General features: G+C 55.5%; 29 protein-coding genes, 1 tRNA gene and 4 pseudogenes. 19 read left to right on the plus strand and 15 right to left on the minus strand.

Translation table 11 applies throughout. The features are described from left to right. Position 1: 1 nt before the first annotated feature. Positions 2-409: a hypothetical protein gene (locus ABWV79_RS11505; RefSeq protein ID WP_174821893.1), complete on the minus strand. Its 408-nt coding sequence runs from the start codon at positions 407-409 to the stop codon at positions 2-4. Between the two features lie 296 nt (positions 410-705). Here ABWV79_RS11505 and ABWV79_RS11510 point away from each other — a divergent pair. Next, a tRNA-Leu gene (locus tag ABWV79_RS11510) sits at positions 706-790 on the plus strand. Positions 791-816: 26 nt separating this feature from the next. Here ABWV79_RS11510 and ABWV79_RS11515 read toward each other — a convergent pair. Continuing rightward, entirely contained in the window at positions 817-1068 is a 252-nt protein-coding gene (locus tag ABWV79_RS11515) for a hypothetical protein (RefSeq protein WP_170355091.1), read from the minus strand. A gap of 1426 nt (positions 1069-2494) precedes the next feature. Next, complete coding sequence (locus ABWV79_RS11520) at positions 2495-2728, minus strand: hypothetical protein (protein WP_170336649.1); 234 nt, start codon at positions 2726-2728, stop codon at positions 2495-2497. 135 nt (positions 2729-2863) lie between these two features. On the opposite strand from ABWV79_RS11520, the gene ABWV79_RS11525 reads away from it, so the two are divergent. The 7 genes from ABWV79_RS11525 to ABWV79_RS11555 all read left to right on the plus strand — a co-directional run bounded on the left by ABWV79_RS11525 (position 2864) and on the right by ABWV79_RS11555 (position 8934). Continuing rightward, positions 2864-3616 carry a Crp/Fnr family transcriptional regulator gene (locus tag ABWV79_RS11525; protein ID WP_171240065.1) on the plus strand — a complete coding sequence of 251 codons (753 nt, stop codon included), beginning with the start codon at positions 2864-2866 and terminating at the stop codon, positions 3614-3616. 447 nt (positions 3617-4063) lie between these two features. After that, positions 4064-4372, plus strand: a complete 309-nt coding sequence (locus ABWV79_RS11530) for a hypothetical protein (RefSeq protein WP_353392059.1) — start codon at positions 4064-4066, stop codon at positions 4370-4372. A 3-nt stretch (positions 4373-4375) separates the two neighbouring features. Further along, positions 4376-4729 carry a hypothetical protein gene (locus ABWV79_RS11535; RefSeq protein ID WP_170329075.1) on the plus strand — a complete coding sequence of 118 codons (354 nt, stop codon included), beginning with the start codon at positions 4376-4378 and terminating at the stop codon, positions 4727-4729. 79 nt (positions 4730-4808) lie between these two features. Further along, on the plus strand, positions 4809-5573 hold the full coding sequence (locus ABWV79_RS11540; RefSeq protein ID WP_353392061.1) for a hypothetical protein: 765 nt from the start codon (positions 4809-4811) through the stop codon (positions 5571-5573). A gap of 92 nt (positions 5574-5665) precedes the next feature. After that, complete coding sequence (locus ABWV79_RS11545; protein ID WP_170356898.1) at positions 5666-6865, plus strand: N-acetyltransferase DgcN family protein; 1200 nt, start codon at positions 5666-5668, stop codon at positions 6863-6865. Continuing rightward, positions 6862-7983, plus strand: a complete 1122-nt coding sequence (locus tag ABWV79_RS11550; protein WP_170486376.1) for an alanine/ornithine racemase family PLP-dependent enzyme — start codon at positions 6862-6864, stop codon at positions 7981-7983. The genes ABWV79_RS11545 and ABWV79_RS11550 overlap by 4 nt, the downstream gene beginning before the upstream one ends. Before the next feature lie 378 nt (positions 7984-8361). After that, complete coding sequence (locus ABWV79_RS11555; RefSeq protein ID WP_353392063.1) at positions 8362-8934, plus strand: hypothetical protein; 573 nt, start codon at positions 8362-8364, stop codon at positions 8932-8934. Between the two features lie 327 nt (positions 8935-9261). Here ABWV79_RS11555 and ABWV79_RS11560 read toward each other — a convergent pair. From ABWV79_RS11560 to ABWV79_RS11595, 8 genes and pseudogenes are all read right to left on the minus strand, one after another. Beyond that, positions 9262-9408 (minus strand): annotated as a pseudogene (locus ABWV79_RS11560) (IS481 family transposase); the annotation flags it as partial. A gap of 201 nt (positions 9409-9609) precedes the next feature. Beyond that, a complete protein-coding gene (locus tag ABWV79_RS11565; RefSeq protein WP_010442287.1) occupies positions 9610-9792 on the minus strand; it encodes a hypothetical protein in 183 nt (60 codons plus the stop codon). A 19-nt stretch (positions 9793-9811) separates the two neighbouring features. Next, entirely contained in the window at positions 9812-10831 is a 1020-nt protein-coding gene (hflC, locus tag ABWV79_RS11570) for a protease modulator HflC (RefSeq protein WP_010442286.1), read from the minus strand. Further along, entirely contained in the window at positions 10828-11895 is a 1068-nt protein-coding gene (gene hflK, locus ABWV79_RS11575) for an FtsH protease activity modulator HflK (RefSeq protein WP_260027325.1), read from the minus strand. The genes hflC and hflK overlap by 4 nt, the downstream gene beginning before the upstream one ends. Before the next feature lie 75 nt (positions 11896-11970). Then, positions 11971-12462, minus strand: coding sequence for a hypothetical protein (locus ABWV79_RS11580; RefSeq protein WP_010442284.1), 492 nt, complete (start codon positions 12460-12462; stop codon positions 11971-11973). A 16-nt stretch (positions 12463-12478) separates the two neighbouring features. Further along, positions 12479-12937, minus strand: coding sequence for a hypothetical protein (locus tag ABWV79_RS11585; RefSeq protein WP_120981224.1), 459 nt, complete (start codon positions 12935-12937; stop codon positions 12479-12481). Between the two features lie 8 nt (positions 12938-12945). After that, positions 12946-13332 (minus strand): hypothetical protein, encoded by a 387-nt coding sequence (locus tag ABWV79_RS11590; RefSeq protein ID WP_353392066.1) that lies wholly within the window; start codon positions 13330-13332, stop codon positions 12946-12948. Between the two features lie 38 nt (positions 13333-13370). After that, on the minus strand, positions 13371-13637 hold the full coding sequence (locus ABWV79_RS11595) for a hypothetical protein (protein WP_010442281.1): 267 nt from the start codon (positions 13635-13637) through the stop codon (positions 13371-13373). A 349-nt stretch (positions 13638-13986) separates the two neighbouring features. Here ABWV79_RS11595 and ABWV79_RS11600 point away from each other — a divergent pair, with 349 nt between their 5' ends. The 3 genes from ABWV79_RS11600 to ABWV79_RS11610 all read left to right on the plus strand — a co-directional run bounded on the left by ABWV79_RS11600 (position 13987) and on the right by ABWV79_RS11610 (position 15314). After that, complete coding sequence (locus tag ABWV79_RS11600) at positions 13987-14406, plus strand: hypothetical protein (RefSeq protein ID WP_010442279.1); 420 nt, start codon at positions 13987-13989, stop codon at positions 14404-14406. Beyond that, on the plus strand, positions 14403-14801 hold the full coding sequence (locus ABWV79_RS11605) for a hypothetical protein (RefSeq protein WP_299900798.1): 399 nt from the start codon (positions 14403-14405) through the stop codon (positions 14799-14801). The genes ABWV79_RS11600 and ABWV79_RS11605 overlap by 4 nt, the downstream gene beginning before the upstream one ends. Positions 14802-15125: 324 nt before the next feature. Continuing rightward, on the plus strand, positions 15126-15314 hold the full coding sequence (locus ABWV79_RS11610) for a hypothetical protein (protein WP_010442277.1): 189 nt from the start codon (positions 15126-15128) through the stop codon (positions 15312-15314). Positions 15315-15392: 78 nt separating this feature from the next. Here the strand turns inward: ABWV79_RS11610 and ABWV79_RS11615 are convergent, their stop codons facing one another. Next, positions 15393-16127 carry a Crp/Fnr family transcriptional regulator gene (locus ABWV79_RS11615; RefSeq protein WP_353392069.1) on the minus strand — a complete coding sequence of 245 codons (735 nt, stop codon included), beginning with the start codon at positions 16125-16127 and terminating at the stop codon, positions 15393-15395. Positions 16128-16281: 154 nt separating this feature from the next. Between ABWV79_RS11615 and ABWV79_RS11620 the strand changes: the two genes are divergently transcribed. The 3 genes from ABWV79_RS11620 (at position 16282) to ABWV79_RS11630 (ending at position 19807) form a co-directional block, all read left to right on the plus strand. Then, on the plus strand, positions 16282-16524 hold the full coding sequence (locus ABWV79_RS11620) for a hypothetical protein (protein WP_353392070.1): 243 nt from the start codon (positions 16282-16284) through the stop codon (positions 16522-16524). Then, positions 16521-17786 carry a fatty acid desaturase gene (locus tag ABWV79_RS11625; RefSeq protein WP_353392072.1) on the plus strand — a complete coding sequence of 422 codons (1266 nt, stop codon included), beginning with the start codon at positions 16521-16523 and terminating at the stop codon, positions 17784-17786. The genes ABWV79_RS11620 and ABWV79_RS11625 overlap by 4 nt, the downstream gene beginning before the upstream one ends. A 221-nt stretch (positions 17787-18007) precedes the next feature. After that, positions 18008-19807, plus strand: a complete 1800-nt coding sequence (locus ABWV79_RS11630) for an SLC13 family permease (protein WP_353392074.1) — start codon at positions 18008-18010, stop codon at positions 19805-19807. 39 nt (positions 19808-19846) lie between these two features. On the opposite strand, the pseudogene ABWV79_RS11635 reads toward ABWV79_RS11630, so the two are convergent. Together ABWV79_RS11635 and ABWV79_RS11640 are read right to left on the minus strand one after the other, a co-directional pair. Further along, positions 19847-20278: pseudogene (locus ABWV79_RS11635) on the minus strand (Na+/H+ antiporter NhaA). A gap of 50 nt (positions 20279-20328) precedes the next feature. Next, a pseudogene (locus ABWV79_RS11640) lies at positions 20329-20526 on the minus strand (Mu transposase domain-containing protein); the annotation flags it as partial. Positions 20527-20614: 88 nt separating this feature from the next. On the opposite strand from ABWV79_RS11640, the gene ABWV79_RS11645 reads away from it, so the two are divergent. From ABWV79_RS11645 to ABWV79_RS11660, 4 genes and pseudogenes are all read left to right on the plus strand, one after another. After that, positions 20615-21295, plus strand: a complete 681-nt coding sequence (locus ABWV79_RS11645) for an IS6 family transposase (RefSeq protein WP_353392075.1) — start codon at positions 20615-20617, stop codon at positions 21293-21295. 55 nt (positions 21296-21350) lie between these two features. After that, a pseudogene (locus tag ABWV79_RS11650) lies at positions 21351-21827 on the plus strand (transposase); the annotation flags it as partial. A gap of 345 nt (positions 21828-22172) precedes the next feature. Beyond that, a complete protein-coding gene (locus ABWV79_RS11655) occupies positions 22173-22502 on the plus strand; it encodes a helix-turn-helix domain-containing protein (RefSeq protein ID WP_353392078.1) in 330 nt (109 codons plus the stop codon). A gap of 1 nt (position 22503) precedes the next feature. Next, positions 22504-23757, plus strand: coding sequence for a type II toxin-antitoxin system HipA family toxin (locus tag ABWV79_RS11660; protein ID WP_353392080.1), 1254 nt, complete (start codon positions 22504-22506; stop codon positions 23755-23757). Positions 23758-23851: 94 nt separating this feature from the next. On the opposite strand, the gene ABWV79_RS11665 is transcribed toward ABWV79_RS11660, so the two are convergent. Further along, positions 23852-24088, minus strand: coding sequence for a WGR domain-containing protein (locus tag ABWV79_RS11665; RefSeq protein ID WP_353392082.1), 237 nt, complete (start codon positions 24086-24088; stop codon positions 23852-23854). Positions 24089-24257: 169 nt separating this feature from the next. Between ABWV79_RS11665 and ABWV79_RS11670 the strand changes: the two genes are divergently transcribed. After that, positions 24258-24620 (plus strand): nitronate monooxygenase, encoded by a 363-nt coding sequence (locus tag ABWV79_RS11670; RefSeq protein WP_353392084.1) that lies wholly within the window; start codon positions 24258-24260, stop codon positions 24618-24620. Positions 24621-24666 lie beyond the last annotated feature (46 nt).

Here is a 24666-nt window from a genome sequence, read left to right on the forward strand (position 1 = left end):
TTCAGCCTCCGGTTCCGGTCGCGGCGATATGGTGTGGGACCTGATCGGGCTGGGTGCTGGTCAGCGTATCGATGCGTGCGATCAGGTTCAAAGCATTCCCCAGTATCGCCGCTTCATCGACAGGGGTGATCGTTTCATAGGCTCCGGAATCGGCAAGCACTTCGATCGAGCTGAAACACTCACTGTTTTCCAGGCAGGCAAGACGACGGCCGGTCGGGAAACCTGCGGATTTGGTCTTGGGCAGAGGCATCCGGGAATTGGCTAACAGGTAGTGGCCACCCGAATGGGTCCGCAATGAGATACCAAACCCTGTGTCGGGATGATCTTTGGTCAGGGTTTTGAGTTCACCAAGAAAACTTTCGCGTGCAAGACCAACGGCGTCTTGCTCGGTAGCAGCAGAGTTCATCATGTTGGTCACAGTTACGACCCTTTTGTTGAAGTTGAGCTGGAAACTCGTATGTGGCCCAGAGGCAAAAAGACTCGGTAAGTCCTCAGCCCCCATCAACTACTGGCAAGGCGGTGTTATTTTGACGCGAATAAGATTTTTTGGCGTTTGAATTGTGGCGCAAATGTGGTGCGTGAATTTCGTGCGTAGGATTCTTTGAAAATCGTGGAATAAACCTTTGCTCTGGATGAAATTCCCTCTCGCACTTGCTTTCAAGCTTTGCTATTCACCCGATCACTCTGACAGGTTCTGTCTAGGATGCGGGTGTGGCGAAATTGGTAGACGCACCAGATTTAGGTTCTGGCGCCGCAAGGCGTGGGGGTTCAAGTCCCTCCACCCGCACCAAGTATACATTGTAATCATTAATTAAATTAGTGTTTGTATAGTATTGGCCCCCTCTGTGGCCCCACCTTTTCACGCGCTAGAGGCTGAAAAACGGCGTCGATTTCTTCCACGTAATAGATCGGCCGGGCGCCGGCACGCGCGAAATGCGGCTTTATGAGATTCGCTTTTATCATCTCATGGAATTTGCGCCTGCCGAATGGCCAGCGGGTTGAACTAATGGCTTGAGTGCCTGTAACGAACTTAGCTTCGTCTGTGATTATCGGTGTCTTAATCGCCATCCTTCCCCTCCTGTGTTGGCAAGGGCGGCATCCATCGCTTTAGCGACTCAAATGGTGGAGGGGCAGGGCGAATGAAGGACTTTGCCGAAGTTGTTGCCTCCTGGCCCACAGAGCGGGCAAAACTGGACCGCAGGGATCGCGCCATGATGACTACAAGGGCCTGTTTTGTGCTTGGTGATACCGAAAATTGGCTAAGGTCTCAGAACGTCCTTGCGCGCCTGTTGTCCGAAGAAGACTTGGCAGGATTTGCTTACATTTGCCTCAGATCGTTACCCACTGAGACCGGGTATGACGTAGTAGAGAGAACCAACGGACACCACAGTGACTGGTTCCGCCATTGGACCTCAAGGCGTGTCAGACGCGCTGAGTATCACACTTCTCTGGGCAACTGGTGCTTCTGATACAGAGCTAAAGGCCGCAGCAACGGTTGCTGTAAAAATGGCTCCAAGGTCTCGTGGCGGCTTTGTGGGCTGGCTTAGAAAGAAGGGGCTGCTATGAACGCAAAGCTCCAGATTTTGAACATGGCCGAGAGGTTGGCAACAACCAATGCTCAGAGTGTCGAGTGAGCTTTGGTAAAGAAAATGCTCGTCTGTTTGTGACGGGATTTACCTGTTGTGGACAGGAAGCAATTCCACGGCAGGGCCGATATCAACTACTCCTACGACTTTGTCGGGTGGGACAAGCGGTTACCGATTCCGATGACCCTGACCTGGAAAAAGTGGCCCGCCATTGGGGCCGTACGATGAGCCAGAAACTCGCTCATATCAAATCGACCCGAACTGTCCCATTGGCGCTGACATCAGACAGACACTCACATAGACTGAGCTCTGTTTGGGCCCATCCTCGTTTCAGTTGCTTTGAGCAAGGTAGGGTATTTGTGGCGACCCTAGTTTAGGACGTGTTCGCTTCCTCTCGCCAGATGGGCTTAATGATAGTTATGTTAAAAATTCCCTGGGTTTGACGCACAGATTGCCCTGTGATTTGGTCACTGGAGTTTTTGGGTTAAATTTCGGCCCAAAGGAGACATCCAGTGCACCCCTCGGATGCTGCTGCTGCCTGCGTTCCTGCCGTTCGCTGCGCAAGCGAAATCTGGGCTTTGGTGAACTCACGGTAAGCTGACTTTGCCGTCTTTCGATCTGGAGCCTTCGCTAAAGCAGCACTTGCTCGCGGTCGCGGCATACTTATTGTTGCGTCGCGGCAAGTGTCACCAATCAGGTCATTCGCAGCCGTTGTATTTGCGTTAACGGGAACCGTACCTTCGCCGCGGCTCGGTCGGACGAGCAAGACGCGGGATATGGCAAGTATTGAAACATTGGTTTTTGCTTCGTGTTTGAACTGATTAGAAACGAGACGCCAATTTTGTGTCTTCTTGCTGTTAAGCTTTTTTGACGAGCATAATCTTGTTTTTCCGATACGGGACTTTACGCTACTGCCGAACCCGATAGCCGGAAGCAATGATCCGGTTAATGAGAAAGGCGACGGCCTGGTGCATATCCTTTTCATCGTTATTGCCGACCGCTGTTTCGTGGGCAGCAGCTGCGTCACGCAGAACTCCCACAATTTCATGTTCGGGCAGGAGCTCACGATCTTTGATTGCAAGCAAAAGCGCTTCACAAATTGAGAGTGCGGCCATTCCAGAGTGGTCTTGCCGGTCAGCCATGGTAGACGTCCTTTTTTAACAGGCGTCCAAGCAAGGAAGCGCCACAATGAATTGCATCATACTGGCATAGATTGCTGTATACTTAACTGATCGAAAGCAGTCTTGGCGTCGGATAGTTTCGCGGGCTGCTCATCGATGAAGGAAGAACACTTGCGCACTATCAAAAACAGTCCACTCACCCGAAAGCTTTCAAACTTCGTCGCTCTTACTGAGGTTGAACTTGCGGCATTGGCACGCCTGCACAAGCGTCGCAGAACCTTTGAAGCCGGACGTGACCTTGTGCATCAAGGGCAATCAGAGCAGGCTGCCTACATTCTGGCCTCGGGCTGGGTTTGTTCCTACAAAACCCAGACTGACGGGTCGCGTCAGATCGTCGATTTCCAAATACCGGGTGACTTTCTGGGCTTGCGAAGCGTTCTGCTGCACACCTCGGATCACAGCATAGAACCAATCATGGAAATCCAAGCCATTGAAGTAGTAGTGGATGATCTCCTGGACGCATTTGCGCAAACGCCCCGGCTGGCGACAGCAATTCTTTGGGCGGTCTCTCGAGATGAAGCGATGGTGGTTGAGCACCTGGTCAACATAGGACGGCGAGATGCGGGTGAGCGCATGGCGCATTTTCTATTGGAACTTGGTGTGAGGCTGTCTCAGGTCGGGATGGCAAGCAAGACGGGATACGCCTGCCCACTGACACAATACCACCTTGCCGATGCACTGGGACTGAGTGCCGTACATGTTAATCGTGTCCTACGGCAACTGCGGGAGAAGGGGCTGGTTACTTTTCAATCCGGGCAAGTGGTATTTGATGATTATGAAGGACTGGTGACGTTGGCCGGTTTTGACCCCACTTATCTGGATCAGGCCGGGCCACTGTTGAAGCAATAAGTTCACCCCTACAGCGATGCCGGGATTTTGATGATCGTTGCCTGTTAGAGACGGAATTCGCTTCGGCAGATTTGGGATTTCACTGAAAAAGAAGCGCAAGATAAATACAGTCCGATTGCGGTACTGGATTTCCTGCGCTTCTCAATTACTCGTTAAGAACACGCCAGCAAATATCCCGCCAACACACATCACGTTGCCGGAATCCAAACATCGTTGCACTGACGCAGGTTAGTCAATTTTTGGCAGTGTGCCTGATCCTCGGGCACCAAATGCATTTGAGATTCCAATAAAATCTCAGGTCATTGGCCGCCGACTAACATCGATCAGCGCGCGCCTGACATTTGCACATTATTCTAAATTACAACGCCAGTACTACCGCGGCGCTTACGAGCGTGTACCGCGGCAGACTGCGCGGGGAAGATCCAACAAACTAAATGGAGGACAAAGGTGAGCACAAGATCGTCCAGTTCTTTGGTGACGTTTTCAAATCCGTTCTCTTTGTCCGGCTACCCGGATGTACTTCCTGCAGGCGAGTATGAAGTAGTTGTCGAAGAAGAGCTACTGCAGGGCCTGAGTTTCGAAGCCTATCGCAGAACCGGAACCTACCTGACAGTTCGGGGCAAAGGCAGCAAGCCAGGCCGCACGGAAATGCGCCCAATTGACCCAGAAGATTTTGAACTGGCGCTTAAGCACGACCAGACCTTGGCCACATCTAACAATCACAGCGATGCGGCGCTTTCCCCGCAGGAGGAATAGATTATGAACACGCCCGAATGGCTTAAACCCGGAATCTACGGTGCTCTGATCGGCGGGGTTTTCGTAGGCGTCGTTGGATTTTCATGGGGTGGATGGATGACCGGCGGTAGCGCGGACAAGATGGCCAACGCCATGTCCCGCGACAATGTAATCGCTGCGTTGGTTCCGGTCTGCGTCGACATGGCGAGAACTGACGCCCAACGCGCCGAAAAAATAACGACGATCAAAGAGGCTTCTTCTTTCAAGCAGAAGGATGCCGTCATGGCGGCTGGCTGGGCAACGGTGCCGGGATCCCAAACTCCTAACAAAGACCTGGCGCAGGCCTGTATCGAGGGGCTGAACCTGGATGGATCGTAACTCAATCACTCAACATTCGGACAACGCCGTTTGCATCAGGGCAAATCGAAAAAATCAGTACCGGTTTTGCGCTCACTTAATGGCTGCGTTGTTTGTTGTCGTCTTCAGCAGTTTGGCGGGCTCCTTTATCTCATCAAGTCCCGCATCGGCCGAAACAAATTCGATCCCGGATAACGCGCATCCCAAAAAGTATGGCGACGGTTGGAAATGCGATTTGTCCTATCGGTTGAAAGGCGAAGAATGCGTGGCCATTGTCGTGCCGGGAAATGCCTACCCCACAAACAGAACCTATGGCTCAGGGTGGGCATGTATGCATGGCTTTGTTGAAGTTGGCGGCACCTCATGCACTGAAGTGATTGTGCCTGAGGGTGGATATCTCGATCCATCAGGTGAGAGGTGGCGGTGCCTGCGTGGATACACAAGAGTAGACGATAGCTGCCAGAAAATCGTGGTGCCGGATAATGCTTACCTGACGAACAGCACTTATGGATCTGCATGGCGTTGCAACCGTGGCTACGAAAAAGACGGAGAAGCATGCGTGGCAGTAGCGGTGCCGGAAAACGCTTTTCTGAACGCATCAACCAGCGGGCGTCCCTGGACGTGCGAGCGTGGGTATTTTGAGCGCGACGGACGGTGCGATGCCGTCTTTGTGCCTGAAAATGCTTTCTACGATGACGCGATCCATGGAGTTGGATGGAAATGCGAACGTGGCTACGAGGCGTCCGGTGATCGCTGCAATGCAATCGAGCTACCGGCAAATGCCCATATCGACCGATCCGGCAATGGGTGGCAATGCCACAAAAACTATCATCGATCAGAAGGGCTGTGTGTTCTGAACCAGTGAGAATTCAGACAGAAAGCCCACTTTCCCAAACTTCACAATTTTTGCCCGTCCTTACCAAGGACGCGCGTTTCACACTCTAAAAAGGAACAAATATGAAACCCGTACCCATTGCGTCGGATGCCAAGCAGTTCATTGCCAGCGATGCGCAAAAGCTGGCGCCTGAACAAGCAGTTTTTCCAGAGCTTCACCGCAAGACACTCGTGACAGATACACCGACTGCAATTGTGTATTGCGAAGGAAACTTCGCAAAGATCGATGGCAAGACGGCTAATGGTCTCGTTCGACATTCACAGGCCTATCGCGTTCTTTCGGTGATCGACAGCACGTATGGCGGTTGTGACAGTGGCAAAGTGCTTGATAATATCGCAAATCAGGTTCCCATCTTCGATGATCTTGATGCCGCCGTCGCTAATGAAGCTACGATCCCCGACACTTTTATTTACGGAATGGCGCCGGCCAGCGGCAGAATGTCCCTTGAGGATCGCGAAGTTGTTTTGGATGCGATAACGCTCGGAATGAACATCGTCAGTGGGCTGCATGAATTTCTTAGCGATGACAAGGAGCTCGCCGGATTTGCCAAAATTCACGATGTCACGATACGCGACATTCGCAAGCCGCGGCCAAATCCCGACCTGCGCCTGTTAGATGGCAGTATTGGAGACGTCCAGGCGATCCGCATCGCGGTGTTCGGCACCGATTGTGCAATTGGAAAGCGTACAACCGCGACAATCCTGACCGGCGCACTTAACGCGCATGGGATCAAAACAGTTTTGGTCAGCACCGGCCAAACTGGCTTGATGCAGGGCGCCAAGTATGGTGTCGCGATGGATTCGGTGCCGCCGCAATTTTGTTGTGGCGAACTTGAGCGCGCTGTCGTTGCGGCATCCGAGGGTGAGCACCCGGATGTAATAGTGATCGAGGGCCAGGGCGCGCTAAGCCATCCGGCTTTTTGCACATCAGCCTTCATTCTGCGAGGCAGTCAGCCACATGCAGTTATTCTTCAACACGCGCCTAAACGAAAACGTCGATGTGATTTCCCCAACATGACTATGCCCGCCCCTTGCGATGAAATCACCCTGATCGAGGCATTTGCGAACACAGAGGTAATTGGCATGACGATCAACCATGAAGGAATGAATGATGTTGAGATTTCAAAGGCCATCACAGACTACAACTGCAAATTGTATCTCCCGGTCACCGACGCATTGAACCGTCCTCCAAAAAACTTGGTGAATATGGTTCTATCTGCCTTTCCGCGCCTGCAACCCGTACGTGTTACGACGATTGAATGAGCAAGCTGCGTATCGACGTTGATCTGGACAAGATTCGGTACAACACACGGTTCCTGGTCGACCACCTTAGACCCCGCGGAATATCGGTGACAGGTGTGACAAAGGCCGTTTGCGGTCATCCTGAGATTGCGAATGCTATGCTTGAAGGTGGCGTGACAGGGCTGGCGGACGCGCGGATCAGCAATATCATGCGTATGCGCGATGCTGGCATCTCGTGCTCCATATCCTTGATCCGAACGCCCATGCTGAGCCAGGTCGCGCAAGTCCTTGATAACTGCGATGTCAGCTTCAACACTGAGATGGACATTATCGCCAGCCTGGCCATCGAGGCGCTGGGGAAGAACATTACTCACAATATTATCCTGATGGTGGAAATGGGGGATATGCGGGATGGCATCTTGCCTGAACACCTTGAAAGCACTGTGTCTCAAATTCTTAGAATGGAAGGGATTTCTCTGAAGGGGATTGGCGCAAATTTTGCCTGTCTGGGTCATGTGGCACCCTCTGCAGGGGCAATGGAATTGCTTTCGTCGCTTGCCGCCGACACCGAACTTGCAAGTGGACCCGCTCTGGAAACAGTGTCAGGCGGCGGCTCTGCCAGTTTGCCATGGGCGCTTGGCAAGGGGGCGACCGGAAAGATCAACAACCTGCGTCTGGGTGAGGCCATCCTGCTGGGTACCGATCCCGTTTCGGGATACGCGATCGACGGGCTTTACACAGATGTTTTTACGCTTTGGGCGGAAGTGATCGAAACGAAGACCAAATCAAATCCAAATCCCTTGCAAATGAATTATCCTATACCTTCAATGCAGTGTGTGACTTTAGACAGTCCTTCGAATACTCGGTCGATCCTTGCGATCGGACTCCAGGACACTGATGCGGCGGGTCTAATATTCCCTGCTGGCGTCACGTTCGTCGGAGCCACCAGTGATCATATCGTTGTAGAAAACACCAATTGGCTGCTTCGCCCTGGTGGCGAGGTGAAGCTGAGAATGAAGTATAGCGCGCTCTCGCGCGGCATGGCTGCACCCGATGTAGCAAAAGTCTTCCATGGTGATAGCGCTTTGGTTGACTGCAACGCAGCGAACACTGATCGCCCATACTCGAATCGAAAATAGCGCGCCAAGGTGCCGCCGCCTCGGTTCTGCTTCAGCCATCCGTCTTATTCTACGGCTTTACGTAGTAAATGAGGCACCCAATCCCTATATTGGACGTAGCCGCATTCACTTTTCACACCCTATCTGGGCTCGTGGGTGTTGCGGACAATCAAAGGATCAAAATGATGTCTTTCAAAGACCTGACGACCAGAGCGGCTGCCGCACTGAAGGAAAACGATGCGGACGCGCCGAAAAAAGAAGTTACGTCTGAAGCGCCTGACGTCGTCCCCGAAAAACCAAAGCCTAAACCTCAAAACTGATAATACCCTGCCGGGAGTGGGTGGCTTGTTCTTGTCTGCATCTCCGAGCGAGCGGTATCAGCAAAGGAGAATTACCCAAATGAACCAGATAATCAGCAAGACAATCGCAGTCTTTTCCAGGCCGTTTACTTTCCCTGGCTTCGACGAATTACTCCCGGCAGGCGAGTACGACATAGAAACTGAGCTTTCCGCACCACCAGATTATTCGGACCCAGAAGCCTGGAAGGCCTCGGTGTTAATCTGTCTGCATCCACGGAAATCTTACCCCGGTCTGGCGCGTACCTTGACCGTTTCTCTTACTGATTTGGAGAGAGCCCGCGCAAAGGATAAATTGTCTTCAAAGCAGTTGTCGCAGTTCTTGCTCGACCAACTTTTGGCCGATCCCATGGTGCAATTGATTATGGAAGCGGATGGCGTTTCAGAGACTCAACTTCGGCACCTCTACTCGGAGTCGCTCATCTCTGAGGCAGACGACATATCATCAGATCAACGAGCCCTACCGCGAGGATGCGGAAACGGTTCTCGGTATACTTTCGCTGTCCAAGCTGCTGAGAACGAAGGAATGCCGGTTCGTCCTATTAAAACCCCTCGGATTACAGGCCGTCCCATTGGACAGACTGAAGTGGGCAGCTCCTTCAATCTCAAGGCTTAGGGCTCGGAACTTTCTTTTCCAGTCGCTGTATAAACCAAAACAGAAATCGAGGCTAAGAACTGATGGAAGACTCCGACGACGAAGCAGATACGATCATGGCTCGCGCCCACAATGACGTGCCGCAAGAACGCCCGTGTCTTCGTTGCAGAACTCCATTCTGGAGCGAAGGGTTCGGAGAGCGGATTTGTCGACGCTGCAAGGGGTTGAACGCGTGGCGAAATGGCGTATCGGAAAGCCCTGGGTTTGCTCGGCGTCGCTGATGTACTGACATGTAGTGGTTCCGATGTGATCTGACAGTTGGCCGTTTTTCCTGTGGTGTATGCCAGATTAAGTTTGGTTCCGGATCTTTTCCTTCCTGATCTCTTTGCTCTCGATCATGGTCTGGAAGGGTATTCTTCTGCAACACATTTTGCCCTGATGAGTGTGCTCTTGGTTGTAGTGGTGCAGCCATTCTTCCAGATCGGCTTGCAGCGAAATCTGCGCCGCGAGCGCACGCAAAACAATTATGCTATGTCCGAGTTGGACTCAACGCGGTCATTCGTTGCACTTTGTACGAACGAACGCTCTGCGGGACTAAACCGCCGTTGCCCTTCCGGGTGTTTGCCGGCGCAGCATCTGCTCGCAGGCGCGGCAAGTTCTTCGCTGCGTTGCAGCCGATGTCGCCAGACCGGTCATTCAATGACACGTCGATGCCCAAATCTCAAACCGCCCTTTCGCTGCAGTCAGGTCGGACAAACGAGACGCGGATGGAGTGGATGGCGTCTGCTCCCAAACGCCGCGTTTGCGGCAACGGGTGTCGGTCGCAATCTGGCGTTCGGCGCTTCGCGTTTCGTCTAAATCCACCGGTTCTTCCGTCATCTCTTTGTCCTCCGATTCATCAGCGTTCGGCCGCAGCCGTCAGGCCGGGAGGGGGAGGAGACGTACTCCCAGACGGCTCTCCGGCCTCCATTCCTCTCAGAAACCTGAAAAGTTCGCTATCGGTTGTCAGGACCAGCGTCGTTCCGCCTGAAATCATGTCCTTGTAGGCCTGCATTGTCCGGGTAAACGCATAGAATTCGGCTGCTTGGGCGTCGATGTTGTAGGCTTTTGCGTAGATCGCAGCCGCCGAGGCGTCAGCCACGCCGCGGATTTCCTCGACGGCGCGATACGCTTCGGATTGTATCTTGTTCAGATCGCGAACCCGGTTGCCGCGAATTCGTGCGGCTTCGCCATTGCCTTCGGAAAGAAAACGTTCAGCGATCTGGCGACGCTCGGAGATCATGCGGTCATAGATCTTCGGACGCACACTCTCATTGTAATTGATCCGCTTGAAACGGATATCGAGAAGCTCGATCCCAAATACACGAACCTTCTCTGAGGCGGCTGCGAAAATCTCCTGTTCTACAAGTGCGCGGCCTTTCTGGATAGGAACCAGAGAACCTATGTCCTGCGCACGCTCCTCATCGGTTAGAAGCGTGTCCCGCAGCGGGATCCGGCCTTTCGTAGTCCGGATAATCTCTATCAACTCGTGTTTGGCGACGGCATTGCGGGTTTCGCTGCCGAGAATATCGTCTAGTCGGGATTGCGCGCTGCGCTCATCGCGCAGCCGCAGGAAATATTGCAACGGGTCGGTGATTTTCCAGCGGGCGAAAAGATCGACGGAAATGTAGAGCTTGTCCTTGGTGGGCATGTCGGACGGATTGCCATCCCACTCAAGAACCCGGCGGTCGATCCGGTTGACTTCCTGAACGATGGGCAGCTTTAGCTTTAAACCGGCCGTTATAACTGGTTCTCCCACGGGTTTGCCGAATTGGGTGATAATGGCCTGTTCGACTTCGCCAACTGTGTAGAGGGAACCGGAGGCAATCACGCCAACTGCAGCCGCAATCCCTGCAATGAGACCCAGTCTGATGCTCATGACGGATCCTCCTGAAGCCTGTCGAGGTTCAAAAGCGGCAGGATGCTCGCAGTCGATCCTTCGACAATGATTTTTGACAGGATTGTGGGCAGAACATCCTGCAGTGTCTCTATGTATATCCGCCGCCTCGTGACCTCTGGTGCCTTGACGTATTCGGCCAAAAGCGCGGTGAACCGCGCGGCGTCGCCTTCCGCCTCGTTGATCCGTTTCAGGCGATAGCCGTCGGCCTCGCGGATCCGCTGATCTTTCTCGCCCTCGGCCAGCGGAATGACTTTGTTATATTCGCGGCGCGCCTCATTGATCAGGCGTTCCTTTTCCTGCTGGGCCTGGTTGACCTCATTAAACGACGCCTGAACGGGTCCCGGCGGGTTGATGTTTTTCAGCTGCACCTGGTCGATGCTGATGCCCATGGCGTATTTCGTGGACAGAGCCTGCATCTTAAAAAGTGCCTCGCTCTCGATCTCTTGCCGGCCGATGGTGATGACCTCGTCAACCGTGCGGTCTCCAACGACCTCGCGCATCACCGACTCAGAGACGTAACGCAAAGTCGCGCTTGGCTCGCGTACCTCGAACAGGAACTTCAGGGGGTCCGAGATCCGGTACTGCACCACCCATTCCACAAGCGCGGCGTTCAGATCTCCCGTGACCATTTCGGTTTCGCGCTGGCCGTCTGATGGGCTTTGGAAGGGATCACTCCTGCCCGGCGTGGTGAATCCGAATTCCTGCTTCAGCTGCCGTTTCACGGGCACCAGTGTGGCAACGTCGATGCCAAACGGGAATTTGAAATGCAGGCCAGGCGAAACCTCAGCAGTGTATTTGCCAAAACGCTGGACAACGGCGACCGAGTCGCTCGGGACTGTGTAATAAGAAGACCAGGCTGCAACCGCCGCCAAGACTATCGCTCCTGCAACCAGTACCCCTCTCAGAGGCGGCCGCCCTTCAGGGAGTAATCCGCTCAGGCGGTCGCGGCCTTGACGAAGAAGATCGTCAATCTCGGGAGGATTGCTCTTCTGTTTGCTTTGCCATGGCCCACGGTCTTCCGGGCCGCCGTTCTGGTCGGGCATATCGTTTTCTCCCTTGCTCGTGCGAACCGGCACCCGGCGCAGACCTTGGCGGTCGGCGGGGTAGATCCACGTGTCTTATTCCCTCTGTGTCGGCATTCCTTCGTTCTCCGCAGCCTGTATTTGTGAGTTTTCTTGTGGCGATGTACCTGTTGTATCCGCATCCCGTGCCTCTTTGTCCGCCTGAGATGCGCGCCCGCCCGCGTAGAGATGCCGAAGCTGCATCTCGGAAACACCGTCGGCCTCCATCACCAGCCGAACCATCGGGTCTGCGAGCATCTCTTCCAGGAAAAGTTCTGCCAGATCTTTTCCCGTCAGCTTGTCCTTTGCCAGGGCGTCATCGAGGTCCGCCAGTGAAACGGCCAAGGTTCTCGTCAGACCGGGGTGGGATGCCCGGGAATGCAGTCTCACCGCTACAGATGCTTTCCAGGCTTCAGGGTGCAGATGGTCGGGCGGTGAGGACAGTTCCGTTTCAATATCGTATTCTCCTGCCGGAAGCGTCTCGTCGAAGCCAGGCAACCTGAAGGGCCGGGTGAAAACCGCAATGGACTTTCTGACTAGCTCGTTCATAGGAGAAGTCCTTTCATCAAAGCGACAAGCGGGCCAAGGCTGCGGCCGCCAGAGCAATGCCCTTGTCGTGGTAGTCCCCGTGGAACACACCATCCACCTTGACCTCCCAGATCCCATTCCTCTCTCTGACACGGACACGATCAGCTTGCGCGGTTGGATAATAGGGGTGTGCCGAAGTTTGTCTTTTTTTCGGTTGGTGTAATGGCTTCTTGAGATCCCTGGAGCTCGCCGCCTTTGGCAATTGCGTTTCTCCAAGGGCCATCACGGCGCGAATGAACTCCTCCGCGTAATCATCCGCGTTCCGGTGGTCATGCTCGTGCCGCACCATGGCCATCGGCTCAACAAAACGCTTTTTCAAGTGCTCAAGGAAACGCGGTTCTGTGTGGGACATGTAAGCAATAAGCGACTGGAGAACCCGTTCATGGGCTAGAACGCGCCGTTCAAGATCGGTTGTTTCAGGCAGAGGTGGTGACATGGCGCTGCTCATCCTTCATTGATCGTGTTTTCCGGACGCTCCGGTGACTTGTTTACGTCAAGGGCTGCAAGGCAGGCGTGCGCGATGTCCCGGTTCGGGGTCTCTGTGCCTGGTACCGTCGCCCAGCCAGCCGCCATGAGGGCCTCTCGCTGCCGGAAGGTAGAGGCTGCCCGGATCGCCGCCATCTTGGCAGCCCGTTCCGGATCGGATCGGGCCATGTCCAGACAGACAGGCACCAATGCGGTGACAACATTTTCGCGGGCCATCGCCACGGACCTGTCGTTCAAGGTTCGGTCGGTTACCCAGCCGCCCCAAGAAAATCCAGCTACACTAACAAGTACCGCGCCGATGACGGCGCCGTAGAGGCCAGGTTTAAGCCATTCGGGAGTGTTCATTGTAGTTCCTCCAGCGGCAAAGCGCCGCCTCGCTATCTTCAGGTGTCATATTGAATGCCGCGGCCAAGTGCCGTTTCCAGGTCGGTCCAGGTAATTGGCCGCATTTCTGTTCGGCCCAGCGAACGCCCCTTGCCGTTTATAGTCAGGAAAATCGCTGTTCTGCGGTAAGCCGGGAAACTCAGCGTCTCGATAAGTTCTTCCTCAACCAATACTTCGTATTCACCGGCAGGCAGCTCGTCCGAATATCCGGATAGGGTAAACGGGCGCGGGAAGGTCACGGTGGATCTGATTGAACGCAGCGCCATCTCCGGTCTCCTCGATGTATACGTGCCTTCCGCGCTGCAAAGGCTGCCGTATCCTGATTGCAGAGAGGTAGCCTGCATTTGCGGTCATCATACATTATCCCAGAACCGGGCGATGCGCGCTGACCCATGTTAGCGCCGCTGGGCCCTGGGCAGTGCTGGCGAACCTTGGAGCTGCCCTGATGCTTGACTTCAGAGGTTTGGACACCGGCTGATCTGCGTCAGCGCATGCTCCAGGCGATGCGGGTATGATCAAAACAATCCGAAACATTTTGATCCTGCCAGAGGAGGCCCCGGTCATTCGGCACGTTCGCTCCCAAGATCCGAAAACATTGAAAAGGAGGAAACGGTGATGCCCGCAGGTGGCATTCTTTACCCGCATAGCCCTGAGTTCGATCGTTTTTTGCAGGCCTTCGTTGGTGAAGACCGGAAAGGCAATGCTGTTACGGTACTTTCGGCCCTTGCAAGGCTAAAACTCGAACCTTGGGAAGAGGCAGCCGCGCTTGCCGCTTTGGAGGAAAAGGCCGCTGGTTCGCGACTGGAGATGCTGTTGTCGCAATTCCGTGACGTGCCCGAACTCAAACAGGATAGCGGAACGCTCGCGCGGGAACTGACCCGTCTTCTTCCCAAACGACGTAAGCGTTTGAGGGCTGATTCTGGTGGTGTGGAAAACCGGCCGGCAAATTTTCCTGGATTGATATGGGCGGTACTGACGATCTTCTTTCTGATTGTGCAATTAATACTCGCTGGCACTCCGGGAACGGGCCAATGACCTTGGGCAAAGCACAGGACGGCGACCGCAGGCAGGGCGGCACGCCCGGTCTGGACAATGCGATCCTCTGGGATCTGGAGGCGCGACACTGGACCAGCGGCGCGGACAGCGCTCGCACGGTGACTGCAACAAATGCAGTGATGATACTTCCCTATCCGCCAGGCATCCTTCAGGGCGGACAGATCCTGGAGCATATGAAGAAAAACACGGGCTGGCGAACCGTGGAAATGAAAGACCGTAGCCAAATCAGGCAAGGAGCCATTGCCGTGCTCGCCTATCGCGTATTCGCTGAAAAGTCGGGTTCACCAATCTATGAGGCGCTCTGCGCGTCCACATATTTTCTGGACAACGGTCGGTGGCTGCGGCTGTCACATCAGCAAACCCCCACCACCTGACTCCAGCAGGATAAATCTTCACCTTGGGGCGAAACCTCTAACGAACTTATTGACATGTGAACCGGCCCCTGGGGTCTGGATTCAGGACCAGAACTTGACCACTACAGCCGATGCCCAAGCGGACAGTACAACTTTCGAGTGTCCCAGGCTAACCTGCGTCAGTGCAACGGAGCGGAGAAGATGAGTACATGGCTTCGTGCCTGCCGAATCTCCGGCGGCACTCATTTCCGAGCAAAATAGAAGCGCGTGAAGCGTGCGGTTCTTGAAACGGGCTGCACTGCCCAGCGTCTCCTATTCTCGGAATGTCCAGGAAAGGACATTCTAATGACGCCTGAACAAACCAATGTCACCGAGAAGATGACCTCGGTCAAAGCAGCTTGTGACAAAGCGCCTGCCGGTCCCAGAAAGGATCGGGCGCTGGAACACTACCAGGCTGCCGAGAAAGCGCACGCGGCGAAGAACTACGACGAGACGAACCGGGAACTCGACGCGGCTGCAGAAGAGATTATCTGACTGATCTCGTCTTATTACTGACTTATCTCGTCTTAGAAGAAAATCAGGCCGCCCAAGTTTAGCGAAGGGCGGCCTTCTTCATTTCAGAAGTGGGTCGGTCTGATCCAGATATGCCGGATCGAAACCCGAAAAGCCCACCAATCCGTCATAATTGTCGAACGTCACGCGGCCGTCCTGAAAGGTCAGCAGACCGCTTTCGCGAAGCTTCCGCAAAACACGGTTCACATGGACAGCACTTAGGCCGAGTGCATCAGCAAGATGATACTGTGTCAATGGGCAGGCGTACCCTTCCTTGCTCCCCATTCCGACCAACTTCAGCCTTGCCCCCAGTTCCAGAAGAAAATGCGCCATGCGCGCATCCGCGGACCGCCGACCAACTCCAACGAGATGCTCGACCACCATGGCTTCGTCCCGTGATGCTGCCCAAAGAAAGGCTGCCGCCAGGCGAGGGGTTTTCGTGAATGCATCCAGAAGGTCGTCCGCCAGAACCTCCACCGCCTGAATGTCCGTGACCGGCTCGAAACTGTGGTCGGAGGTGCGCAACAGCACGCTGCGCAATCCAAGAAAGTCCCCTGGTATCTGGAAGTCCACAATCTGGCGGGTTCCGTCCGGCTGAAGCTTGTAGGAACAAACCCAGCCGGCGGCCAGAATGTAAGCGGCCTGATCAGACTGCCCCTGATGCACGAGATCACGCCCCGCCGTGAAGGACCGGCGGCGCAGATGCAAACGCTTCAAAACGTCCAATTCGTCGTCAGACAAGGCGACGAAGACTTGCAGCTTCCGTGTCAGCGGGCTTTCTAAGATATCCGTCATAAGGGCCTCTCAAGCCGGAAAAGCTCCAGACGCAATCGTGCAGAGACTGCTTTCGGTTAGCCCAGCTTAGCCTTTTTTCTGCGAAGATGCTGGTGAAAAGCGAGGCCGCCCGGTCGCGCGTAACTCTAAGCGTTACCTGGAAGGAAACCACAAAATGCTTAGCGAGAAGGACTTCCCGGGAGTGGCCGCCCTCTCGATCTGCGAAGCACTGCTGCTGGCTATGAACGATAACAAAGTCCTGCCTGAACACGAGATCGTGGGTATCCTGCGCGATGCGGCAAAGACACATGAGAACGCGGCTGGCACTGACAACGAGATAGAGGCGCACCTGGCCGCGGCGGCTCTGATCAACCGGATCATTGCTGGCGGGAACTCCGTTCGGAGGCCGCCGGGATGACATGCTCAATTGCACCGGGTTGGACATTGCCTATGCCGTTTTCGTCCAACTCGTACAAGGCACAGGGCCAACAGCCCGGTCATCAAGACATGCCAGTTGGCACATGCCACCAAGACGGCAGCGTCCAAACTGACATGTTGAAAGCCGGATCTGCCTCGACCGCGCGGCAAGCGCGGGTCCAGCCAGGTCCCTTGCCCGTCACGGGTGGGGCACCCGGCGCGGGATACCCCTCCGGTGTAACCGGTCCGAGACAGGAAGAGGCGCAGCTGACCGCATCAGACTGGACACGAACCCTGATGAAGTACCGGCAGCCAATCCCCTCCCGCAGCATTTTCGAACTGACGGTCACGCTCGTGCCTTTCGTGGCAATATGGGCGGTTGCCTGGTGGGTGCTCTCGATCAGCACCGTGTTGGCACTGGCTCTCGCGTTGGCGAATGCAGCCTTCCTGCTCCGGCTGTTCATAATCCAGCACGACTGCGGACATGGTTCCCTGTTCCGCGACCGGCGTCTGTGCGATTGGATCGGTCGCGTGATCGGCGTTATCACGCTGACGCCCTATGACGTCTGGCGCAAGACCCACGCGATCCACCACGCCACGAGCGGAAACCTGGACCGGCGGGGCATCGGAGACCTGCCGGTGCTGACAGTCAGGGAGTACCGCGGGAAGGGATGGCCCGGCCGTACGCTTTACCGCCTGTTACGCCATCCGGTTTTCCTGTTCGGGGTGGTGCCGTTTTACACGTTCTTTCTGCACAACCGGCTGCCCGTCCATCTGATGCGGTCCGGCTGGCGCTACTGGTTGAGTGCGATGGCGACAAACGCTGCCATAGGCCTCACTCTGACAGTGATTGTCTTGCTGGGCGGGTGGGAAGTACTGCTGTTCGTCTTCCTGCCGACGATGCTTCTGGCCGCAATAGCCGGCATGTGGTTTTTCTACATGCAGCATCAGTTTGAGAAAACCAGCTGGCGGCACGAGGAAGACTGGAACATCCGGGACGCGTCCCTTCACGGCAGTTCGCACTACGCTCTGCCTGGCATCCTGCGCTGGATCACCGGGAACATCGGAGTACACCATGTGCATCATCTGGCCAGCCGCATCCCCTTTTACCGTTTGCACGACGTAGTTAAGGATCACGACGCCCTGGCGCAGACCAGACGCATTACGCTTTGGGAAAGCTTCCGCTGCGCGCGACTCCACCTTTGGGATGAGAAAAGCCGCAGATTGCTATCGTTTGCAGAGGCCCGGGCACTTCCCGCCTGAGCCTTGCGAAATATTGCCACTGGTCAGTGAATTGGCGCGTTGGATAGGAAACTGGGGGCACCCAAATAGGACATTTGTCGCTCCACGGACGGCCACGTCTGTGCCAGTTGGGTTTCTTTCTGAGCCAGTATTGTCGGGACAATTGGGCTGATTTTTCAGTTGTCGCTCTAATCAGGAAGGTGGATGCTGCGACCGCCATATCGTCAGCGGTAAAGGTATGAATGAAGGAGGGCGGACTGATTGATCTCATCGCCGACTATGAACCCTATCTTGCGCTCGCAGTTGTCGTCCTTCTGTTCGCAGCATTTCTTTCCGAGCGCTTCGAACCGGACGTAACCGCTGCGGGGGCCGCCGCGCTGTTTGTCGTCTTGGGGTTTGTCCCCACGAATGAAGTTTTGGCCGCGTTTTCGAACCCTGCACCCATAACGATCGCCGCGATGTTCGTGATCAGCGGCGCGCTGGTCCGAACCGGGCTTCTCGACGCACTTGCGAACAAGGTTGTCGCCGCAGGGAGCAAGCGCCCGGTCGCCGGTATAGCGGCGTTTCTCATCGCGACACTCGTCGCCTCGGGTCTGATTAACAACACGCCGGTCGTCATCGTCCTCATACCGGTGGCCATTCGTTTGGCGCAGAGCCTGGGCTTTGCTGCGACACGCCTGTTGATTCCGCTATCCTACATGTCCGTCCTGGGCGGGACGTGTACTCTGATCGGCACGTCGACCAACCTTCTGGTGGACGGCGTTTCCCAGGCGTCTGGCTTGGAGCCGTTTTCAATTTTCGAGATCACACCCGTCGGTCTGGTGGCCGCGGCCACAGGCGGTGTTGCGCTCCTCCTGCTGGGACCTGTCCTGCTGCCGGACCGAAAGGATATTGCGGAACAGGGCGGCGACGATGAAGCGACTTTTTTGACCGAGGTACGCCCGCAAGAGGACTACACGAATATTGGTCGACCGATTCAAGAAATCGCCACCCTCAGCCGAAGAGGTATTGAAATCGTCGGCATCCGTGCGCGTTCTGGAGTCAAGAGACAGGGTTTGGGTGAACACATACTCGAACCGGGCGACAGGATCATTGCCAAGGTTGCGACATCAGAACTGCTCACCCTCAGGAAAATTGAAGGGATCGAAGTCGGGTTGCGCCAGGGGCCAGCGGCCGAAAACACCTCGGAGCTGATCGTCGCCGAAGCTATCGTGACGCTTTCACGCCGAAGCCGCGGCGTGCGCATTGCCCAGCTTGCCATGGGGCACCGATACGGCATGCGTGTTCTTGGCGCCCACCGGCATGGGGAAGTGCTTGGACCCGACCTGTCGACGGCGCTTTTGCGCCCCGCCGATACGCTGCTTCTGGAAGGTACGCCTGAAGGCTTTGCCCGAATGACCGAGGCGGGCGATCTTGCCGCGATCACGGATGCCGGGGGGCGCGCCTTCCGCCGCGGGAAAGCGCCGCTGGCTCTGTTCGCGCTTTTCGCGGTTGTGGCGCTCGCCGCTGCCGGGCTCGCCGAGATCAGCGTGCTCGCACTTGTCGCGGTCGCTGCCATCCTCGTGCTCCGGTGCATCGACAGTGGCGAGGCCTGGGCGTCCATCGACGCCAGCGTCCTTGTGCTGATCTTTTCCATGCTAATCGTCGGCAGTGGTATCCAGAATGCAGGAGCTGTCAACCTGATCGTGGAGACATTGATGCCGACTCTCGTAGAGTTGCCCCTAATTGTCACGCTCGCTGCGATCTACATACTGTCTTCGGCGCTCACCGAGGCGGTTACCAACAACGCCGTAGCCGTCGTCGTTACACCTCTCGCGATCGGTGTTGCGGAACAGCTCGGTGTCGACGCAAAGCCGTTCGTCGTCGCTGTGATGTTTGGCGCTAGCGCAAGTTTCGCCACTCCGGTCGGCTATCAGACCAACACGTTGGTATATGGCGCAGGGAACTACAGGTTTTCCGACTTCCTGAGGATCGGCGTTCCGATGAATCTTATCGTCGGCGCAGCCGTGGTCGGGGTGATCCCGGTATTCTTCCCATTCTAGGGTACCCGGTCTTGTTCTGCGGTGCTTGTGGCGCTTTTCCTAACACCAGGCCGACAATACCCATATGCGCGTCGGCGTCATAAGGCCCAGAATGACCCCTGCGATGGTCGCGTGAACGCCGGAGGCGTCGATGCATAGCCAGACTGCCGCTCCGAGAAGGAAATAAACCGGGACACTTCTGATCCCGAGACGCGAGGCGCTTGCGACGATACAAATTCCCAGCAGACCTTAACCGAGCGCCGACCAGTTCAACGCTTCCCCGTAGCCGAAGGCGACCACGAGAATTGCGCCGACATCGTCAAAAATGGCAAGAGAAGGAAGGAACAGACGCAAGGTGGACGGCATCCGGCTTCCGAAAAGCGCCAGGCACCCAATCACGAACGCCGTATCGGTTGCCATCACGGTTCCCCAGCCGTGCGCCCCGGGCTGCCCGGACAACAACAAAATATAGAGCGCGACCGGCACCACCATGCCACCCAAAGCGCCCGCGAACGGCAGGGCGGCCTGTCGCGGGTTTCGCAATCGCAGACCACTCTGCCAGGCTTACGGTGTGACCGCTCTATGATCCGCTCATGTGAACAAACGGTTTGACCCTCAGCCACGATGACCAGACGTTCGGGGTGGACATGCAGGCTGATACGCTGGTTGGCAAAGCTGGCCGGCACGCTGTACCGGTTGCGTTCGAAGGTCACCAGGCATGTCGGCGATACCCGTTTGCTGAGGGATCTGTTGCAAACTTTTTGCCATTGACGCTCAAGAACGCAGAGAGTGAATAGCGGCCGGTGTAATTCAGCCGAAAGTCAGTTCATGATTTCTTTCAAGGGTGCACAGTATCCGAAAGATGTGATCCTATTCGCAGTATTCTTCTACGTTCGATATGGTGTTTCATACCGTGACCTGGAGGAAATCATGGGTGAGCGCGGTGTTTCGGTGGACCACACTACACTGAACCGCTGGGTGAAGAGATACTCTAGCGCGATTGCCGAGGCCGCGCGTCGCCGCAAAAAATCTTGCGATCGTTCTTGGAGAGTGGACGAGACCTACATCAAGGTGAAAGGGGCGTGGGTATACCTCTACCGAGCTGTCGACAAGCACGGTAAGACGCTTGATTTCATGCTTTCGCAGCGTCGAAACAAACCCGCCGCCACCAAATTCTTTGCCCGGGCACTGGAGGTCAACGGCCTTCCAAGAAAGATTGTCATCGACAAGAGCGGAGCCAACACAGCCGGCATCAAGGCCATAAACAAGATGTTGAAAGGCTTTGGTTGCCCAGTCCAAATTGAAATGGTCCGGCGGAAATACTTGAACAACATTGTGGAACAGGACCACCGTTTCATCAAAAGACGAACTCGCCCGATGCTGGGGTTCAAAGCCTTCGCATCAGCAGCGGCAACGTTGGATGGAATTGAAGTGGCGCACATGATCCGCAAAGGTCAACTCACGCCCGGAATCTGTCCGTTTCGTCAATTTGCAGAACTGGCGGCATAGGCAGCGGGTTCGGTGTCAACTCTTCGTTTAGTCAGAAACTTCGCAACAGAGCCAAGATGGGGCATGGACGCGCTTTGAGTTTGAATATGATGAGGCCAATGATCAGTACATTTGCCCAGAAGGCTTCGCACTGAAACAGTTCCGCCGGAACTACTCCGAACCTAATCGCGGTAAGAACATCCGCGGCACCCGGAAGTATCGGGCCCTCAAGTCAGATTGTCAGGGTTGCCCATCGAAGGAGAAGTGCTGCCCCAATGCGACCTGCCGATCAATCAGTCGGGAAGAGCACGAGGACGCGCGGGACTTCGCACGCTCCAGCCGGAAGACGAAGGCCTACAAGGTCAGCCGCGACAAACGGAAGAAAGTGGAGATGCTCTTCGCGCATCTGAAGCGCATCCTGAATCTGACCAGGTTGCGACTACGCGGACCGAACGGGGCCAAAGACGAGTTCCTACTCGCAGCTATCGCACAGAACCTCAGAAAACTCGCCAAGCTCAGGCCCAAGACTGTCCAAGCAGAGGCCACGGCATGATCTGAGGCGTCAGTTTAGCCCATCTGAGCATCGACCGGACCAGCTTCCGGCCCAAACAACCCGCGCAGATGCTCGGATGACGAACCCACCATCATTTGCGGCGAGTTCTTCAACAGAATCCGCCCCGACCCGCCAGTGCTGCGCCTACCGCTTCTACAAATCTGAGCTTTGCCATGGTCCTGGTTCTCCAAGCGTTCGCGCCGGCGTCCAAAGTTTTGCCAAAATGCAAAGTTGTGCCCGAACCTACACCAAGGGGTTGTATAGGACCCACTTCCCTAATTGGAAGTTGCTTTAAGGTAAGCTTACGCTTATCTTATCCTGCAATACAGTTAAAGGATGTTTACTTTGCCTGCCAGATTCCTGCCGCCTCCGGCAGCCAAACGCACCGTTAGAAAGCTCGGTCTGGACATCAAGGATGCCCGGCTCCGTCGCGGCTTGCCTGCGGGTATCATCGCAGAGCGTGCAGGCATTTCCAAGCCTACCATGGTCAAGGTTGAAAAAGGCGATCCCGGCGTCTCCATCGGCATTTATGCAGCTGTGCTTCAGGCCCTTGGTCTTTTGGACGGGCTTGCCGGCATCGCAGATTCCCAGAACGACCCCACGGGCTCCGCCACCTCCCTTGAGCGCCTGCCGAAACGCGTTCATCTGTCCTCCAGCAAGAAGACCGGAGCTTGAAGTGACACGCGAGGTTGAAATCTTTCTCGACTATGGGGGCGAGATCCGTGCCGTTGGCCTCTTACGCTGCGCGCCCGCACGCGGGACCGAACGTGTCCTCTTCGAGTATGACGCCACATGGCTGGCGCGAAACGACAATTTTCCCATCGACCAGGCCCTTCCTCTAACGGGAGGCATTTTCCCTCCGTCTGCTGGAATGGACATGTTCCCGGTCATCGGGGACACATCCCCGGATCGATGGGGTCGTCGCCTCATGCAGCGCAGAGAGCGCCGATTGGCAAATCAGGAGCAGCGCGCGGCGCGCACCCTGTTTGAGACCGACTATGTGATGGGCGTCTCTGACGTCAGTCGCATCGGCGCACTCCGCATGCGGTGGGCCGGACAGGAAGAATTCCAAGCCTCCACCAATACCGGCGTTCCCGGTCACATCGCCCTTGGCGACCTGCTTGACGTCACGCGCCGTATCGAGGCTGGCGAAGAAACCGACGAAGACATCCAAATGATCTTTGCTCCCGGCGCCTCTCTGGGCGGCGCACGACCCAAATGCTCTGTCCATGACGTGAATGGGCACCTGTCGATCGCTAAATTCCCAAAACAGGACGACGAATACTCGGTTGAGAGATGGGAAGCCATCGCGGCGACGCTTGCGCGGCAGGCCGGCATCAACATGGCATCGCACAGCCTTGAGAACGTCAACAGCGTCCCTGTCTTTCTCAGTCACCGCTATGATCGGAATGAGGATGGCCAGCGCGTGCCCTACACCTCCGCAATGAGCATGACCCAGCACCAAGATGGGGATCACGGTAGCTATCTCGAAATTGTCGACGCCATAACAACGCACGGCTCAAATGCACGAGAGGACCGGGCTGAACTATTTCGACGTCTCATCTTCACAATTCTTGTCAGCAACGTCGATGACCACCTGCGCAACCACGGGTTTCTCTGGGACGGCCAAGGCGGCTGGCACCTTTCACCTGCCTTTGACATCAATCCAACATCACCCTTGGAAAAGCCCCGCGTCCTACAGACCAACATCGATTTCGATGAGGGGACCTGTGACATCAATCTCGCACTGAGCGTCGCAGAAGAATTCGGCCTCTCTACGAAGGATGCACGACAGATCACCTCTGAAGTTGGACAGGCTGTCTCAGCATGGCAAGTCGTTGCACACCAGCACAACACACCCGCGCGAGAGATCGAATTTCTCTCCGGGGCATTTGAGCACGACGACCTCGAGCAAGCGCGAAGGCTATAACCAAGCCCGGTTGCTCTATTTTGCGAGGCGTCAAAATACTTCCAAAAAGTTCGCAAAATCGGTAGCGCCAAACTGACCGGGCGCCACTTATTATTCACTCCGAGCGTGCCCTATAACCACAGCGGTATTTCTGGTCCGCGAGCTTGCCAAGGGCTGCCTTCGCATCCTCTTTTGACGCCGCGTAGTCGACCATCCGTTGCCCTCCGGCTGCCCCAATCCTCCCCCATTCGCGGATCAGACACCACTCACCGAATAGGGTTTGTGCGACGCGCATCACGTAGAACCGCCGCTGCCGTTTTTCGGGATTGATCTTTTCAAGCCGGACAAACATCGAATTCTCCTGCGTCCAGACTACCAATGAAGGAAGAGATTGAAAGATCCCTGGCCTATCTCCAAAAATTTTCGTCCTGATCATGATGAAGACAGCAATCACTGAAATGTTTGGAATTGAGCATCCAATTATTCAAAGCGGAACGCACTGAGCAGGAATTGCGAGACTGGTGACCGCCGTTTCAAATGCAGGTGGTTTGGGCACCATCACGGGGCTGGCGCAAAAGACGCCCGCCGACCTCGCCCATGAGATCGCGCAATGCAAGGACATTTCCGATAAACCAGTCGCCGTGAACGTCACCTTCCTGCCAACCGTCAACGCGCCGGACTATCCGGCGTTGATCAAAGTGATCATCGATGGCGGCATGAAAATTGTTGAAACCGCTGGTCGCAACCCCGCACCGGTGATGTCCTGTCTTAGGATTGCCGTTGGCTCAATGGTTGCTGATGACTGGCCTCGACCTGAAGCAGACATGTCTAAACTTAAGGCTGAGCGCGAAGCTGAAAATCACTGTAGCTGCATCGTTTGTTAGGTACTGTCTCAAAAATTGACGCTGTTTTACTTGGCTAGAACCGGTG

Source organism: Ruegeria sp. HU-ET01832 (assembly GCF_040371315.1).
GTDB classification, from domain to species: Bacteria; Pseudomonadota; Alphaproteobacteria; order Rhodobacterales; family Rhodobacteraceae; genus Ruegeria; species Ruegeria lacuscaerulensis_A.

Bases quoted from the DNA above. Each gene is read 5' to 3' on its own strand.
- ABWV79_RS11620 (WP_353392070.1), top strand. From the start codon at position 16,282: ATGCTTAGCGAGAAGGACTTCCCGGGAGTGGCCGCCCTCTCGATCTGC.
- ABWV79_RS11535 (WP_170329075.1), top strand. From the start codon at position 4,376: ATGAACACGCCCGAATGGCTTAAACCCGGAATCTACGGTGCTCTGATC.
- ABWV79_RS11665 (WP_353392082.1), bottom strand. From the start codon at position 24,088: ATGTTTGTCCGGCTTGAAAAGATCAATCCCGAAAAACGGCAGCGGCGG.
- ABWV79_RS11590 (WP_353392066.1), bottom strand. From the start codon at position 13,332: ATGAACACTCCCGAATGGCTTAAACCTGGCCTCTACGGCGCCGTCATC.
- ABWV79_RS11525 (WP_171240065.1), top strand. From the start codon at position 2,864: ATGAAGGAAGAACACTTGCGCACTATCAAAAACAGTCCACTCACCCGA.
- ABWV79_RS11585 (WP_120981224.1), bottom strand. From the start codon at position 12,937: ATGTCACCACCTCTGCCTGAAACAACCGATCTTGAACGGCGCGTTCTA.
- ABWV79_RS11555 (WP_353392063.1), top strand. From the start codon at position 8,362: ATGAACCAGATAATCAGCAAGACAATCGCAGTCTTTTCCAGGCCGTTT.
- ABWV79_RS11625 (WP_353392072.1), top strand. From the start codon at position 16,521: ATGACATGCTCAATTGCACCGGGTTGGACATTGCCTATGCCGTTTTCG.
- ABWV79_RS11540 (WP_353392061.1), top strand. From the start codon at position 4,809: ATGGCTGCGTTGTTTGTTGTCGTCTTCAGCAGTTTGGCGGGCTCCTTT.
- ABWV79_RS11565 (WP_010442287.1), bottom strand. From the start codon at position 9,792: ATGACGGAAGAACCGGTGGATTTAGACGAAACGCGAAGCGCCGAACGC.
- ABWV79_RS11580 (WP_010442284.1), bottom strand. From the start codon at position 12,462: ATGAACGAGCTAGTCAGAAAGTCCATTGCGGTTTTCACCCGGCCCTTC.
- ABWV79_RS11550 (WP_170486376.1), top strand. From the start codon at position 6,862: ATGAGCAAGCTGCGTATCGACGTTGATCTGGACAAGATTCGGTACAAC.
- ABWV79_RS11595 (WP_010442281.1), bottom strand. From the start codon at position 13,637: ATGGCGCTGCGTTCAATCAGATCCACCGTGACCTTCCCGCGCCCGTTT.
- ABWV79_RS11615 (WP_353392069.1), bottom strand. From the start codon at position 16,127: ATGACGGATATCTTAGAAAGCCCGCTGACACGGAAGCTGCAAGTCTTC.
- hflK (WP_260027325.1), bottom strand. From the start codon at position 11,895: ATGCCCGACCAGAACGGCGGCCCGGAAGACCGTGGGCCATGGCAAAGC.
- ABWV79_RS11605 (WP_299900798.1), top strand. From the start codon at position 14,403: ATGACCTTGGGCAAAGCACAGGACGGCGACCGCAGGCAGGGCGGCACG.
- ABWV79_RS11645 (WP_353392075.1), top strand. From the start codon at position 20,615: ATGATTTCTTTCAAGGGTGCACAGTATCCGAAAGATGTGATCCTATTC.
- ABWV79_RS11630 (WP_353392074.1), top strand. From the start codon at position 18,008: ATGAAGGAGGGCGGACTGATTGATCTCATCGCCGACTATGAACCCTAT.
- ABWV79_RS11515 (WP_170355091.1), bottom strand. From the start codon at position 1,068: ATGGCGATTAAGACACCGATAATCACAGACGAAGCTAAGTTCGTTACA.
- ABWV79_RS11600 (WP_010442279.1), top strand. From the start codon at position 13,987: ATGCCCGCAGGTGGCATTCTTTACCCGCATAGCCCTGAGTTCGATCGT.
- ABWV79_RS11505 (WP_174821893.1), bottom strand. From the start codon at position 409: ATGATGAACTCTGCTGCTACCGAGCAAGACGCCGTTGGTCTTGCACGC.
- ABWV79_RS11545 (WP_170356898.1), top strand. From the start codon at position 5,666: ATGAAACCCGTACCCATTGCGTCGGATGCCAAGCAGTTCATTGCCAGC.
- hflC (WP_010442286.1), bottom strand. From the start codon at position 10,831: ATGAGCATCAGACTGGGTCTCATTGCAGGGATTGCGGCTGCAGTTGGC.
- ABWV79_RS11610 (WP_010442277.1), top strand. From the start codon at position 15,126: ATGACGCCTGAACAAACCAATGTCACCGAGAAGATGACCTCGGTCAAA.
- ABWV79_RS11520 (WP_170336649.1), bottom strand. From the start codon at position 2,728: ATGGCTGACCGGCAAGACCACTCTGGAATGGCCGCACTCTCAATTTGT.